11 protein-coding genes and 1 pseudogene are annotated in these 14,897 nt (G+C 59.0%); 4 read left to right on the top strand and 8 right to left on the bottom strand.

Annotated features, from left to right (window positions below; genetic code table 11):
* Positions 1-115: 115 nt before the first annotated feature.
* Positions 116-1,633, top strand: coding sequence for a p-aminobenzoyl-glutamate transporter (abgT, locus tag ACNY69_RS15075; RefSeq protein WP_293774266.1), 1,518 nt, complete (start codon positions 116-118; stop codon positions 1,631-1,633).
* A gap of 186 nt (positions 1,634-1,819) precedes the next feature.
* Positions 1,820-2,021: pseudogene (locus tag ACNY69_RS15070) on the top strand (MFS transporter); the annotation flags it as partial.
* A gap of 84 nt (positions 2,022-2,105) precedes the next feature.
* Here the strand turns inward: ACNY69_RS15070 and ACNY69_RS15065 are convergent.
* From ACNY69_RS15065 to ACNY69_RS15055, 3 genes are read right to left on the bottom strand one after another with little or no spacing between them, the layout of a single operon-like run.
* A complete protein-coding gene (locus ACNY69_RS15065; protein WP_288360256.1) occupies positions 2,106-3,416 on the bottom strand; it encodes a c-type cytochrome in 1,311 nt (436 codons plus the stop codon).
* Positions 3,417-3,426: 10 nt separating this feature from the next.
* A complete protein-coding gene (locus ACNY69_RS15060) occupies positions 3,427-5,211 on the bottom strand; it encodes a GMC family oxidoreductase (RefSeq protein ID WP_288360254.1) in 1,785 nt (594 codons plus the stop codon).
* A gap of 2 nt (positions 5,212-5,213) precedes the next feature.
* A complete protein-coding gene (locus ACNY69_RS15055; protein WP_418799045.1) occupies positions 5,214-5,948 on the bottom strand; it encodes a gluconate 2-dehydrogenase subunit 3 family protein in 735 nt (244 codons plus the stop codon).
* 276 nt (positions 5,949-6,224) lie between these two features.
* On the opposite strand from ACNY69_RS15055, the gene sbmA reads away from it, so the two are divergent.
* Positions 6,225-7,466, top strand: a complete 1,242-nt coding sequence (gene sbmA, locus ACNY69_RS15050; protein WP_418799043.1) for a peptide antibiotic transporter SbmA — start codon at positions 6,225-6,227, stop codon at positions 7,464-7,466.
* Positions 7,467-7,753: 287 nt separating this feature from the next.
* Here sbmA and ACNY69_RS15045 read toward each other — a convergent pair whose 3' ends face one another.
* The gene (locus ACNY69_RS15045; protein WP_003855705.1) at positions 7,754-7,963 is read right to left on the bottom strand and encodes a YdgH/BhsA/McbA family protein; all 210 of its coding nucleotides are present in this window, start codon (positions 7,961-7,963) and stop codon (positions 7,754-7,756) included.
* A 212-nt stretch (positions 7,964-8,175) separates the two neighbouring features.
* Positions 8,176-9,363, bottom strand: coding sequence for an MFS transporter (locus tag ACNY69_RS15040; protein WP_367396008.1), 1,188 nt, complete (start codon positions 9,361-9,363; stop codon positions 8,176-8,178).
* Between the two features lie 104 nt (positions 9,364-9,467).
* On the opposite strand from ACNY69_RS15040, the gene ACNY69_RS15035 reads away from it, so the two are divergent.
* Positions 9,468-10,433 carry an AraC family transcriptional regulator gene (locus ACNY69_RS15035; protein ID WP_111141276.1) on the top strand — a complete coding sequence of 322 codons (966 nt, stop codon included), beginning with the start codon at positions 9,468-9,470 and terminating at the stop codon, positions 10,431-10,433.
* A gap of 22 nt (positions 10,434-10,455) precedes the next feature.
* Here ACNY69_RS15035 and ACNY69_RS15030 read toward each other — a convergent pair whose 3' ends face one another.
* From ACNY69_RS15030 to murQ, 3 genes are all read right to left on the bottom strand, one after another.
* Positions 10,456-12,000, bottom strand: a complete 1,545-nt coding sequence (locus ACNY69_RS15030) for a methyl-accepting chemotaxis protein (protein WP_418799040.1) — start codon at positions 11,998-12,000, stop codon at positions 10,456-10,458.
* A 226-nt stretch (positions 12,001-12,226) separates the two neighbouring features.
* Entirely contained in the window at positions 12,227-13,681 is a 1,455-nt protein-coding gene (gene murP / locus ACNY69_RS15025) for a PTS N-acetylmuramic acid transporter subunit IIBC (protein WP_418799038.1), read from the bottom strand.
* Positions 13,681-14,592, bottom strand: a complete 912-nt coding sequence (gene murQ, locus ACNY69_RS15020) for an N-acetylmuramic acid 6-phosphate etherase (protein WP_111141279.1) — start codon at positions 14,590-14,592, stop codon at positions 13,681-13,683. Before murQ ends, murP begins: the two co-directional genes overlap by 1 nt.
* Positions 14,593-14,897: the final 305 nt, after the last annotated feature.

The following is a 14,897-nucleotide window of genomic DNA, read 5'->3' as shown; positions in this document are numbered from 1 at the left end:
AAACACTTCCCTGACTCAGCGGAGCCGTTTCTGAACTCACCGCCTGTCGCCTTCCCGGACCGGCGTCAGACCGGGCCTCCGCCGATAAAGGGAACCCAAGACGAGAATCAATACCATGGAAGCAACATCCGCGAACCGCACTCCTGGCCGGCTCTTCTGTTGGATAGAGCGTATAGGCAACAAAGTCCCCAACCCGTTTTTACTGTTTGTTTATCTGATCGTGGTGCTGATGGTAGCTACCGCCATTATCAGCGCGCTGGATCTGGCGGTGACCAACCCCAGTAACGGCGAAGTTGTACGGGTAAACAACCTGCTGAGCGTCGCAGGCCTGCAGTGGATCCTGCCCAATATCATCAAAAACTTCAGCAGCTTTACCCCGCTGGGATCGATTCTGGCACTGGTGATTGGGGCCGGACTGGCCGAAAAAGTGGGCCTGCTGCAGTCGCTGATGGTGAAAATGGCGTCACGCGTCAGCCGTCGTTACGCCAGCTATATGGTGCTGTTTATCGCCTTTTTCAGCCATATCTCCTCGGATGCCGCGCTGGTCGTCATGCCGCCGCTGGGCGCGCTGATTTTTCTGGCGGTGGGACGACATCCGGTCGCAGGTTTGCTGGCCGCGATCGCTGGCGTCGCCTCAGGCTTTACCGCTAACCTGCTGATCGTCACCACCGATGTGCTGCTCTCCGGCATCAGTACCGAAGCGGCCAAAGCGGTCAGCGACACGGTACACGTCAGCGTCATCGACAACTGGTTTTTTATGGCTACGTCGGTAATTGTACTGACGATTGCGGGTGCGCTGCTGACCGACAAATTTGTTGAGCCGCGCCTGCCAGCGTGGCAGGGCAACGGTGAGAAGCTGGCGGCACTGACGCCGCTGGAGAACCGAGGTCTGCGCGCCGCCGGCATCGCCGCCCTGCTGTTTATTGCGCTGATGGCGCTGCTGGTCGTGCCGGAACAGGCGCCGCTTCGCCATCCCACCACCGGCGCCATCATTCCCTCACCCTTTATTCAGGGTATTGTGCCAATCATCATCCTGTTCTTCTTTGTGGTCGCGATTGCTTACGGCGTGGTGACCCGGCAGATCCGCCGTCCGGATGATATTCCGCAGCTGCTGGTTGATCCGATGAAAGGCATGGCGGGTTTTATCGTGATGGTGTTTCCGCTGTCGCAGTTCGTGGCGTTCTTTAACTGGAGCAATATGGGCAAATTCATGGCGATCGGGCTGACCGACGTACTGGAGAGCGCAGGCGTCAGTGGTGCACCCGCCTTTCTCGGCCTGATGTTCCTGTCCGCGTTTCTCTGCATGTTTATCGCCAGCGGATCTGCGATCTGGTCGATTCTGGCCCCGGTCTTTGTCCCCATGTTTATGCTGCTCGGCTTTCATCCCGCCTTTGCCCAGATGATTTTTCGCATCGCCGACTCTGCCGTCCTGCCCCTGGCTCCGATGTCGCCTTTCCTGCCGCTCTTCCTGGCCTTTTTACAGCGTTACCAGAAGGATGCGCAGCTCGGCACCTATTACGGGCTGATCTTCCCCTATCCGCTGGTGTTCTTTATCAGCTGGATAGCTCTGCTGCTGGTGTGGTATCTGCTGGGCCTGCCGATTGGACCGGGCGTCTGGCCGCATCTGCCATAATGCACGGTGCCTGCCACGGATGGCAGAACCTGCAATGTGCGTTGCTGAATCGTCAGCAACGCCCCTTCCGGCAACCGCGGATGAATTGCCTGTTCTGCTTATTCTCTGCTTGCTAACGGTTAACGCGTTTACGAAGCCGCTGACCGGCTGCACGTCGCCCCTGAACTGCCTGAGGTTCACGCTGAAATGACCACGCTTGCCACCAGGCTCGCCTGGGGACACTTCACCCGCGATCTGCAACCGCTTAGCCGCGCGTATTGATGCGCTGCCCTCCGCCGCCGGATTGTGGCGATTCATTACCCTGCTGGCGCAGGGTGGTTTTTTTGAGCTTTATGATCTGCTGGAGACCGGCTACATCAGCAGCGGGCTGCTGTCGGCGGGGATTTACGGGCCGAAGACGCGGGGACGCGATCCGGAAAACATCTGAAAAAAAGGCCGTCACCCTGAGGGTGACGGCCGCGTTGATTGCCGTTTACCTGCCTTCCAGTACCCGGATATCGGCACTGCCCAGCCGATCTTTCTCATCTTTCCGCAGCGCGGCGACCTGCTTCGCGCTGACCGGCTCCGACGCCGTATTGCCCCAGCTGTTGCGCACGAAGTTCACCACGTCCGCGACCTGCTGGTCGTTAAGACGCCAGCCAAATGCCGGCATGGTAATGGTTGAGGGTGCGCCATTGACGCCAGGCAACTGACCGCCCACCAGCACGATGTGGATCAGTGAGGTCGGATCGTCCGCCAGCACCACCGGATTGCCGCGCAGCGCCGGATAGAAGCGTTTGTAGCCGCTGCCATCGGTTTTGTGGCAGGCGGCACAGCTATCGACATAGGTTGCCGCCCCTGTCTGGCTGTCGTCGCCCTTCCACAGTGCTTTTGCGGTCGCATCATCCACGCTGAAAGCCGCCTGATGCGGATCTTTTGCACCCAGGGATTTCAGGTAGCGCGCAATGGCTGTGATATCGGCCTCGCTCAGGTGTTGCAGGCTGTGTTCCACCACATCGGTCATGCCACCGAACGCGGCGGTCTGATCGTTGCGGCCATAACGCAGGAACTGACGCAGATCCTCTTCGCTCCAGCGTCCCAGTCCATCCCGGTTGTCGCCACGCAGATTGCTGGCGGTCCAGCCATCAACCGGTGCGCTGCTGCCTGCCAGATAGTCACTTCCCTCTTCGTTGGTCAGCGCCTTCTCCTGCATGGTGATGCTGCGAGGCGTGTGGCAGGCGCCGCAGTGGCCGAGGCCCTCAACCAGATAGCGACCGCGCGCCAGCACCGGATCTTCCTGCGGGGCGGGCTGGAAGGCTTTCACATCGGGCGCAAAAATTCCGCGCCAGATCGCCAGCGGCCAGCGCATCGACAGCGGCCACGGAATATCGCTCTCCCGATTCGCCTGCTTAACCGGGGCGACACCCTGCATGAACCAGGCGTAGAGCGCCTTCATATCCTCGTCGCTGACCACCGCGTAAGAGGGATAAGGCATCGCCGGATAGAGCGTATCGCCATTTTTTGCCACGCCGTGACGCACCGCTTTCTGGAAGTCGTCATAGCTGTAGTCACCAATACCGGTCTCAGGATCGGGCGTGATGTTGGTGGAGTAGAGGGTGCCAATCGGTGTTGCCATCGGCAGCCCGCCGGCAAAGGGTGCGCCGCCTTTGCTGGTGTGGCAGGCCACGCAGTCACCGGCGCGCGCCAGATACTCACCCCGTTTAAGCAGATCGTCCTGACCGCTTTCCGCCAGTGCAGAGAACGACAGCGCGCCCAGAATCAGAGCCAGAATGCCATTTTTCATCGCCATCTCCTTATGCCTGTACCAGCGGGCCGGGGTTTTTCAGGTAGTGTTCGCGAATCGCTTTGGCTGACCAGTAGGTCAGCGCCGCTACCATGCCGGTCGGGTTATAGCCCAGACCCTGCGGGAAGGCGGACGCGCCCGGTACAAACACATTCGGGACATCCCAGCTCTGCAGATAACGGTTAACCGCACTGGTTTTGGGATCGTCGCCCATGATCGCGCCGCCACTGATGTGGGTGGTCTGATAGACCGTAGAGTCAAAATGCGTGCCCGGCTTTTTCGCACCGCCGATGATCATCTTCGGATTCATCGCTTCCGCGATTTTGTGCATCTTACCGACCATGAACTGCGCCATTTTGATGTCGTTCTCCTGCCAGTCAAAAGTCATACGCAGCAGAGGCTGTCCGTAGGCATCTTTATAGTTGGGGTCGAGATCGAGATAGTTAGCGCGATAGGACTGATGCGCACCGTGCGCGTCCATCGACAGATGATGGGTGTAGGTATCCGCCACCGCCGCCTTCCATTTGCTGCCCCAGTTTGGCGTACCCGCTGGCACCGGCAGGCCGGAGATCGGTTTGGTGCCCGCCTGGTTGACCCAGAATGGTGAGCCGCCGACAAAGCCCAGCGGCCCGTGGTCGAAGTTATCCGCGTTGAAATCATCCACGCCAACACCCGCGCCCCCCGCGCCGATAAACGGGTTAGTGGTGGTGTTTTTGTCGAACAGCGCCTTCAGCGTCGAGAGGTTCTGATAGGCGAAGTTACGTCCCACCGTGCCTTCATTGGTGATGGGGTTGTAAGGCTTACCGATGCCGGAGAGCAGCATCAGATGCACGTTGTGGAACTGGAAGGCGGAGAGGATCACCAGATCGGCGGGCTGAACCTGCTCGCGTCCCTGACCATCCACATAGGTTACGCCGGTAGCGCGTTTTTTGTCGTCGCTGAGATTCACCCGCAATACATAGGCGTTGTTACGCAGCTCAAACTTCGGTTCCTGACGCAGGGCGGGCAGGATGTTGACGTTTGGCGACGCCTTGGAATACATGTAGCAGGCGTAGCCGCTGCAGAAACCACAGAAGTTACACGGCCCCATCTGCGCGCCATAGGTATTGGTGTAGGGACCGGAGGTATTGGCGGACGGCAGATCGTAAGGGTGATAGCCGACCGATTCGGCAGCCTGGGCGAACAGCTGCGCCGAGTAGGTGCGCTTCTGCGCGGGCAGCGGGAAGTTATCTGAACGATCGGGCGCGAACGGGTTGCCGCCCTTCTCTTTGCCAACCACCTTGCCCCTGATGCTCCAGGCGCTGCCGGAGGTGCCAAAAACTTTTTCCGCTTTGTCGAAAAAGGGCTCCAGCTCATCATAGGTGACGCCAAAGTCCTGAATCGTCATGCCTTCCGGGATGAAGTGCTTGCCGTAACGCTCTTCGTAGTGGCTGCGCATCCGCAGCTCAATCGGATCGACACGGAAATGAACGCCGGACCAGTGCAGACCCGCGCCGCCGGTGCCGGTGCCGGGTAAGAAGGCGGCCAGCTGACGATAAGGCACCGCCGTCTGTGACGCGTCGTGACGAATGGTGACGGTGCTTTTGGAGAGATCCTGGAACAGCTTTTTGCGGACGTTATAGGTCAGTTCGTCAATCGACTGCGGATAGGCCCCATCGGGATAGGTATCGCGATGCGGTCCGCGCTCCAGCGCCACGACGTTCAGGCCCGCTTCGGTCAGCTCTTTCGCCATAATGGCGCCCGCCCAGCCAAAACCGACAATGACCGCATCCACTTTTTTCATTTCGTTTGCCATGCTTAACTTCTCTCTCCGCGAATCGACACTGACGGGAACGGATACCGTTCGCCGCGCTCTACCCAGTCCATAAAGTCGGCGCGTGCGCCAGGGAAGTTGATCAGCCGCCAGCCCACCATGCCCTGATTCCCGCCGTGGATAGGATCGCTGAAGAAGCCTTCGCGGGTGTTCTGCAGCAGAAAACTAAAGAAGACTTTTGCCGGCAGCTGGCTGAATTCGGCGCTGCCGCTCTCCATCGCCTGCAGCAGGGCATCCTGCTGATCGCCGCTGAGCTGCGCGAAGACCTTGCCGTGCTGCTGTTTGCTGTAGCGATCGGCATCGGCCAGTCCCAGACGATAGATCTGCTGCGGCACCAGCGGAAGCTGGTAGCCCAGCTCTTTTGGCAGGTCAGGATTAAATGGCCCCTGCATATACCAGTTCGATCCCGTGGCGTAGGGGGTATTCATCTGACGGTCGATAAACTCCGGCACGCCCGCTTCCAGCGCGCCCGGGCCACGTTCGTCGCTGGGAATGAGCCGTGCGACGGCGGCGGTGATAAAGGCATACTCTTGCGGTGTAAACCAGGCGGGCTGGTAATCGCGCGCCTGTTGTGGTGCCGCAGGCGTCTCAGCCGCCTGCGCGGCCTGCGTCAGGGAGAGCGCGCCCATCGCAGTGGACCCTACCGCCATTGCTGGCGCCAGGGTAATTGTCTTCAGCAAAAAATCCCTGCGTGAATGACCCTTTTTTTGTTCTGACATGACATTGCCTCATTCCCGCGCTGACTGGCGGTATGAAAAAAGTGGTGGTTGCGTTGTAATGGTTTTAATCCGCAGATACCGGCCCGGAGCCGGTTTGTTACCGGTAACAAACCTCCATATTGTAACACTGCCATTCACAAAGATTTAGTTCCAGGAAACAAAATCGCACAATTTCATTAACATCTCTCCTCGTCCTGTCACGAGCAGAAACAACAGACTACAGACAGCGACAGGTCAAAAACGTTATAACAGGCAACACACAACAGCGGAGTCCCTATGTTTAAGTCTTTTTTTCCGCGGCCAGCGCTGTTTTTCAGCTCTGCGGCTGTCTGGAGCTTAATTGCGATTTTTGCCTGGTTTGGCTTTGCCAGCGATTTGCCCGGCAACTGGCCCACATTTGAAGCCGCGATCAAAGCGCCGCTGCCGACCACGGCCGCACGTTTTATCGCCGCCAGCCAGCTCTGGTTCTATCTCTACTACTGGATTATGGTCACGCTATTCGCCGTGGCCTGGCGGATTATCGATCCGCATCCGTGGCAGCGCTGGTCAGTATGGGGTTCCGCGCTGATTATCTTTGTCACCTGGTTTGGTGTGCAGGTCGGGGTGGCGATTAATGCCTGGTATGGCCCATTCTATGATCTGATTCAGAAAGCATTGACCAAAGCGGGCTCGGTTAATATTTCTGATTTTTATCGTGAGGTTATCGCGTTTCTTGGTATCGCATTAATCGCCGTGGTGATTGGCGTACTCAACTCTTTCTTTATCAGTCACTGGGTTTTCCGCTGGCGTACCGCCATGAATAACTACTATATGCACAACTGGCAGCGCCTGCGTCATGTCGAAGGGGCCGCACAGCGTGTGCAGGAAGACACCATGCGGTTTGCCACTACGCTGGAAGACTGGGGCGTCAGGTTTATTCAGGCGATAATGACACTGGTGGCGTTTTTACCGGTGCTGGTGGCACTCTCTCGTCACGTCAAAGATATCCCGATTCTGGGCAATATTCCTTATGCGCTGGTGATCGCTGCGGTGCTCTGGTCGGTATTTGGCACCGGGCTACTGGCGCTGGTGGGGATCAAACTGCCGGGGCTGGAGTTCCGCAATCAGCGGGTGGAAGCGGCTTACCGTAAAGAGCTGGTTTACGGCGAAGATCATGCCGATCGCGCCAGACCACCGACAGTGCAGGCGCTGTTCAGCCGCGTGCGGGTAAACTACTTCCGCCTCTACTTCCACTATCTCTATTTTAATATCACCCGCATTCTCTATCTGCAGGTTGATAACGTGTTTGGTCTGTTCCTGCTGTTTCCGTCGATTGTCGCAGGCACTATCACGCTGGGCTTGCTCAACCAGATCACTAACGTCTTCGATCAGGTGCGCGGCTCATTCCAGTATCTGATCACCTCCTGGTCAACGCTGATTGAGCTGATGTCGATCTATAAACGTCTGCGCAGCTTTGAGCAGATCCTGGATGATGTACCGCATGATGAGATGATGCGCGAAGCGTCGGAAGAGCTGTAGAAGGGTGTGAAAAAAGAAGCCACGTTAGCGTGGCTTTTTTTTCGTCAGTGATCAGGCAACACGTAAATAGCCCAGCGTTCCATATGATGGCGGCATAGGCGATCGCTGCCGCGTAAGCCTCAGTCAACTGCGGATACAGCGTCAGATGCGGTCATCGTTTATCCGCAGCCTGACACAAAATTTCTGAGAAATGCGTTTATCGTGGGAAAAGGAGGCGGGGCGCGCTGCAGAACAACGCAGCCAGGACGCCCGAAGGCGTCCTGTCAGCATAGAGGGTAAAGCTCAACTTATTTCAGCAGCTCAGCGGTCATGTGAACGCCGTTGTTGGTGTAAGCTTCGGTGATTTTATATGAAGCACCAGCATCCTGAGCCTGGGCAGCGATTTTCGCTTCAGCACCATCCAGTGTAGAGTCGACGGCGGTCACAGATTGCGCGAAGCTGGCGAATGGCAGGACAGAGAGCGCGATAACAGCTGCAAAAGTTTTGATAGATTTCATGGTCAATTCCTCGGTTAATTTTTATCAGGTAAGGCGTGCTGCCTTGTTGATAGATATAATAGTCCCGAAGTCAGTCAGTAAAAAGCGGAGTGATTTGCTTAACTCATTCAGTAAAACTGAACATAAAAAGCACATTTCGCACAGTTTTCGCTCAGAAGGTTAATAATCCAGGTACAATAAAAAAGGCAGCATTTCCCGCTGCCTTTATGGCATCAGCCGTGGTGTCTGACGCGGGTGAAGATGGTCAGCGCGGCCAGCAGCATCAGCACCCCGCTGGCGACAAAGACGCCCCCTGCGCCGCGCAGGTCGAACATCCAGCCGCCCGCCGCCGCGCCGGCGGTAATCGCCAGCTGAATAGTCGCGACCAGTAATCCGCCACCCGATTCCGCATCGTCCGGCACCGCGCGCGAAATCCAGGTTGACCAGCCGGTTGGCATCGAACCAAACGCCATTCCCCAGAGTGCCACGCCCGCACCGACCATCCAGCTGACCTCGCCAGACGTGACCAGCAGCAGCGCGGTGACGCTCATCAGCAGCGCCATCCCGCTCAGCGTCAGCGACACGCTGCGGGTGACCAGGAAACCGGCCAGCGAGGTGCCAAAGAAGTTCGCCACACCAAAGGCCAGCAGCGCCAGTGACAGCTGATTGAGGTTGAACTGCGCCACGCCTTCCAGGAACGGACGCAGGTAGGTAAAGAAGGCGAAGTGGCCGGTAAACATCATAATGACCGCAAGCATCCCCCAGCGCATGACGCCCATCCGCAGCAGCGCCAGCACCCCGCCGTTGCGATCTTTGTCCTCCGCAGGCATGTCGGGCAGCGTAAAGAACTGCCACAGCAGCGCCACGCTGCCCAGTCCGGCGGTCAGCATAAAGATGTTGCGCCAGCCCACCAGCCCGCCCAGATAGCTGCCCAGCGGGGTGGCGATAATCGTCGCCAGCGAGATACCGCTGAAGACGATCGAGAGCGCACGCGGCACCTGGTCGCCGGGCACCAGACGCATGGTGATGGCGGTAGAGAGCGTCCAGAATCCCCCGATGGCCATCCCGAGCAGCACCCGCGCCAGCAGGATCACGGTCAGGTCAGCCGCAAAGGCCACCATCAGCGCCGAGGCGATCAGCAGCAGCGAAAAAACCAGCATTACGATGCGGCGATCGATACGCCGCGTGACGCTGCCGATGACCAGACTGGTAAACAGCGCCACCAGCGCAGTCACGGTCACGGTCTGCCCCGCCTGCCCTTCTGAGACGCCCAGGCTATGGGCCATCGGCGTCAGCAGGCTGACGGGTAAAAATTCGGCGGTAATCAGGCTGAACACCCCAAACGCCATAGCAAAGACCGCGCCCCACGCGGGACGGGCGGGCGAGGAAACCTCATCAGCCACTTCGGTTGTCAGACTCATGCTGCTTCTCCGGAAAATAAAAAAGTGAGTGTGAGCATAGAGTGTCGGACCAGGACGATCTATGATGCTTACACCTTCATTTTTGATAATTCGTCTGGAATACTATGAGCCACTATGGAGATCTGACCAGCGAGCTGCTGATGGGCATGCGCCTGTATGGCGTCAACTACCAGCGTATCGCGGTAAGTGCGCCTTTCGGTTTGCATTACGACTACGCACCGGGCCGGGCGCAGTTTCACTTTGTCGGACGCGGTTCGCTGCTGGTGCGCAGTGCCTCTGGCGAGCTGATTCAGCTCAACAGTGGCGATGCGCTGCTGGTGCCGCACGGTAAGCCGCACAGCCTGATCTCCAGCGAAGAGGCAACCTGCCAGTGTATTAAGAACATGGCGAGCAAGCCGCTCTGCGACAGCGTCTGCACGATCGCCGCGCCGGAAGGGGCCTGCGATGACGAGCACAGCGTACTGCTGTTCAGCGCCTGCATGGCATTTGAACTGGGCGGGATGCAGCCGCTGATCAACACCATGCCGGATGTGATGCTGGTGAGCACCCTGCTGTCACAGTACCCGGAAATTCAGCCGATTCTGGCGGCAATGGAGCGGGAATCCCGCACCCGTCAGGCCGGATTCGCCGGTATTCTGTCGCGTCTGGCCGATGTGGTCGCCGCCCTGATCGTGCGCGGCTGGGTGGAGAACGGCTGTGGAGAATCCACCGGGCTGGTGCAGGCGATGCGCGATCCCCGCCTCAGCCAGGCGATAGCCGCCATGCATCGCGATCCCGGCGAAAACTGGACGGTCGCGCGGCTGGCCAGCGTGGCGGGCTGTTCGCGTTCGGTGTTTGCCGGGCGGTTTCTCAACGCCACCGGCATGACACCGTTGCGTTATCTGACGGAACTGCGGATGCGGCTGGCGGTCCAGCGGATTGTGAATAACGGTGAAGCCGTGGAGGCCGTCGCGTTTCATCTCGGCTACGGCTCGATTGCGGCGTTCAGCCGCGCCTTTAAGCGGATTGTTGGCCAGTCGCCGGGGGCGCTGCGGGCCGGGCGTGAAGGCCCGCAGGCGCTGGCGTCTTAACCAGGCAGCTTACGCTTCGCAGTTAACGGAAGACGCTGATCGCTTCCACCAGACGGTTAGCCTGATGGGTCATGCGATCTGACGCCTCGGCGCTTTCAGCGACGCGGGCTGCGTTCTGATGCGTGATGTCATCCAGATCTTCTACTGCGGTGCTGACCTCGCTGAGCGCCGTCGCCTGTTCCGCCGTCGCGGCGCTGATCTGGGCAATCAGCGCGGTCACATTCTGCACCTGCGAGACAATATCCTGCATCGTCATACCCGCCGTGCTGGCGTGGTTATTACCTGACTGAACGCGGCTGGCGCTGGTTTCCACCAGCGTTTTAATTTCGCTGGCGGCTTTGGCACTGCGCTGTGCAAGGCTGCGCACTTCACCCGCCACCACCGCAAACCCTTTGCCCTGCTCGCCTGCCCGGGCGGCTTCGACAGCGGCATTCAGCGCCAGAATGTTGGTCTGGAAAGCGATGCCGTCGATCACGCTGGTAATGTTGGCGATCCGCTTTGAACTGTCCGCAATTTCGCCCATGATGCCCATCATCTCGTTCATCACGCTGCCGCCTTTGATGGCGGCATTGCTGGTATCAGCCGAGAGCATATTCACTTCGTTGGCCGTTTCGGTGTTGCTCTTCACCGTGGCGGTCATTTCGTTCATGGTGGCTGCCGTCTGCTGCACATTGGCAGCGGCCTGCTCGGTCCGGCGGCTCAGCTCGCTGTTGCTGCGGGCGATGGCGTCGCTGGCGCTTAATACTGTGATCGCCTGACCGCTGACATCATCCACCAGCCAGCGGAACATCAGACCGAGCTGGCCGATAGCGCGCAGCGTCACACCGATCTCATCCACCCGATCCATCTGTTCTACTTTGTGATTCGCCCCGGTCGCAACGCTCAGCGCCTGCTGACACATCCGTTCGACAGGGCGCGAAATCTGCTGTTCCAGCCACAGGCTACTGAGCAGAAGCAGACCCGCCATGCCCGCGCTAAAGCCAGCCAGCGCCCCAGAGGAGACACCCAGCGCCCAGACGCCGGCGATGGAGAGCGGGAGCATCATCAGCAGGGTGCTGCGGATCCGCCAGCGCAGGGGCAGCGTCTTCAGAAGCGAGAAGGGACGACGCCAGCCGCTGTGAACCAGCAGACCCTTGTAAAAACGTCGTCCTCTGGCACGCCCCTCGCGGAAATCCTGATAGAGCGCTTCGCTCTGCCGCACCTCTTCTGCCGTCGGTTTGGTCCGCACTGACATGTAGCCCTGCACTTTGCCGTCACGCACCACCGGAATGGCGTTCGCTCTTACCCAGTAGTGATCGCCATTTTTACGGCGGTTTTTGACCAGCGCGGTCCAGGGTTCGCCCTGTTTTAACGTCGCCCACATGTCGGCAAAGGCTTCTGGCGGCATATCGGGATGACGGACGAGGTTATGCGGCTGGCCATTGATCTCGTCGGCAGTGAATCCACTCACGTCGATAAAGGCATCATTTGCGTAGGTGATATAGCTATTGAGGTCGGTGGTCGACATCAGGGTCGCATGATCGTCGAACAGATATTCATGCTGAGAGACAGGTTGATTGTTACGCATTACGGGTCCTTAAAAACCCGGCGTTTGCACGCGACAGCCGGAGAGCCTGCGTGTAAACGGCGGGCTGAGAGATAACGATTACCATTTTTTATGTTTTCGGCATCATTTGAGACTCTCTTTAGTGTTTTTGTTAAATTTCCGCCGCGAAAAAAGCCGCTTTGCAGCGGCTTTCACACTTTTACTGACAGGTTATCGGTTAGCCCGGCTGGAGGGTTCGGGCCGTCAGTCAGCTCAGATCGACACCCCGGCTGCCAAACCACCAGGTCAGCAGGAATCCGCCGGTCCACGCCACGATCAGCCCGGCCAGGTAAACCGCCATACCGGCGAAGATCCCCTGGCTGGAGGTCATCAGCGGCAGCGTCACCAGCCCGGACGGCCCGAAGACGGTGTTCATCCCGACCGGCAGGCCCAGCCACGCCACCAGGCCGATGAAGAAACCGCCCAGTGCCCCGCCGCCACAGGCGGTGATAAAGGGCTTAAGGCGCGGCAGCGTCACCCCGTAAATCAGCGGTTCACCGACGCCCAGCAGACCCGGCACAATCGCCCCTTTAATCTGCGCCCGCAGCAGCGCCCCCTTTTCGGCTTTGCACCACAGGGCCAGCGAGGCGCCGACCTGCCCTGCACCGGCCATCGCCAGAATCGGGAACAGTGAGTTGAAGCCCTGCGTCTCCATCAGCGCAAAGTAGACCGGAATAAAGCCCTGATGGATGCCGAACATCACCGCGATCAGGAACAGCCCGGCCAGCACCGCACAGCCAAAGGGGTTGCTGTTGAGATGGATAAACAGCCACGACATCCCTTTAAACAGTTCGCCACCCAGCGGCATGATCAGCAGATAGGTGATGGCACCCGTGATCAGCAGGGTAAACAGCGAGGTGAGGATCGTATCGAGGTTGTCGGGAATGATTCTGCGCAGCTGTTTCTCAATCCACGCACCGATAATCGCCGCCATCAGCACGCCGATAATGTTGCCGCGCGGGTCGATGGTCAGGCCGAAAAAGCTCTCCATGCCGCTGTAGTAGCCGGTCGTGGCGGTTGGTACATAGCCGAGCACAAACAGCGAGGCGATAATGGCGCCATTCACACCGCTGCCGCCAAACGCCTTCTGTGCGTTGTAGCCAATCAGGATGCTGAGAAAGGTGAACAGCCCTTTGCCAAAGACCTTCATGTAGGCCACGGTGTGCAGCAGCCAGGGCGCATGATCGCCGGGCGCATTAAGATGGAGACTCTGTTCAATCAGCGTGGCAAAACCCAGCAGCAGTCCGGCACCAATAAAGCCGGGGATCAGCGGCGTGAAGATGGTCGCAAAACGTGACAGAAACTGATGCACGCCGCGGGTCTGCTTCGCCTTCATCTGCTGCTTTTTCTGCGCCGCCAGCTGGCTGAGTTCCATCGCATCATCCTGCGGTGGCCGGGCGGTGTCATCCTGCGCCAGCAGACTCTGCATTCCCTCAGCGGCGGTCTGCGCCTTACCGGGGCCGACAACGATCTGTAACTGGGCATCGCTGTCGATAACGCCCAGCACGCCGGGCAGGCTTTTTAACCGCTTCACATCCGCCTGCTCCGGCTGGTTAAGCGTGAGCCGGAGCCGCGTCATGCAGTGACCACAGGCCGCGATATTCTGCGCGCCACCGACCGCCTGCAGGATCTCACGCAACAGTGCTTCGGTGATTGTGGCCATCAGCGTGCTCCCGCCGCCTGCAGCGCCTGACGGATAAAGCCCTGATGCTGGCTCAGCAGCGTTTTCGCGGTATCGGCATCCAGATCGGCCAGCACCATCAGAATGGCGGTTTTGCAGTGACCGCCGCAGGCGGAGAGCGCGGTGCGGGCGGTGGCGTCATCGCAGTCTGTCGCCTGCATGACGATATTGACCTGGCGCTGCACCAGCTTCTGGTTAGTCGCCTCCACATCTACCATCAGGTTGCCATACACTTTTCCGCTGCGGATCATCGATCCGGTGGTGAGCATGTTGAGCACCAGTTTCTGCGCCGTGCCCGCTTTCATGCGTGACGAGCCGGTGACCACTTCCGGGCCGACGACCGGCGTAAGCGCAATCGCGGCAACCTGTGACATCGCGCTGCCCGGATTGCAGGTGAGCGCCACGGTGGTGGCACCGAGTTCGTTCGCCCAGGCCAGCGCCCCCAGCACGTAAGGGGTACGGCCGCTGGCGGCGATCCCCACCAGCACATCGTCGCGGCTGAAGTGAATATCTTTCAGATCCTGTGCGCCCTGCTCCCGGTTATCCTCGGCGTTTTCGACCGCCTGCAGGATGGCAGTGTGCCCTCCCGCAATCAGGCCGATCACCTGTTCGCGCGGGGTGCCAAAAGTGGGCGGGCATTCGCTTGCATCCAGTATGCCCAGTCGCCCGGAGGTGCCCGCGCCAGCGTAGATCAGGCGTCCACCGGCCTGAAACGCCGCGCAGATGGCGTCAACGGCTGCCGCGATCTGCGGCACAATGGCCTCAACCGCCAGTGCCACCTTTTTGTCCTCGTCATTAATGACGCGCAGCATCGCTTCCGTAGAGAGTTCATCAATGTTCTGGCTGGCCGGATTGCGGCCTTCGGTGATCATCTGGCTGAGGTCGAGTTTCATGGCGGGCTCCGCTAAGGAATAAATTATTCGATATAAAAGCTATCATAGCGAATGATTAATTCATTGGGTGAGATCTTTTTTTAATGGATGCGGGGTAAGTCATGTTGCAGAGGCCGGGCTGACCCGCGGTGCGTTTACGCAGGCTGCCCGACACGCGGGACTGGAGGCTGTGATTTGCCGGGCAGTGGCGTGGCCGGACATTCGGAACCGGTCAGAAACGGTTCACCCGATCGTCAGGCTGAATACGTCATCCATGATGCCAGGCCTGCGTGGGACGCTTTCCTTTTCAGATGGCCCTTCTCTGG

Origin of the sequence: Pantoea graminicola, from assembly GCF_048452665.1 — a bacterium.
In the GTDB taxonomy this organism is placed as follows: Bacteria; Pseudomonadota; Gammaproteobacteria; order Enterobacterales; family Enterobacteriaceae; genus Pantoea.
This window is presented reverse-complemented; position numbering and strand designations above follow the sequence as displayed.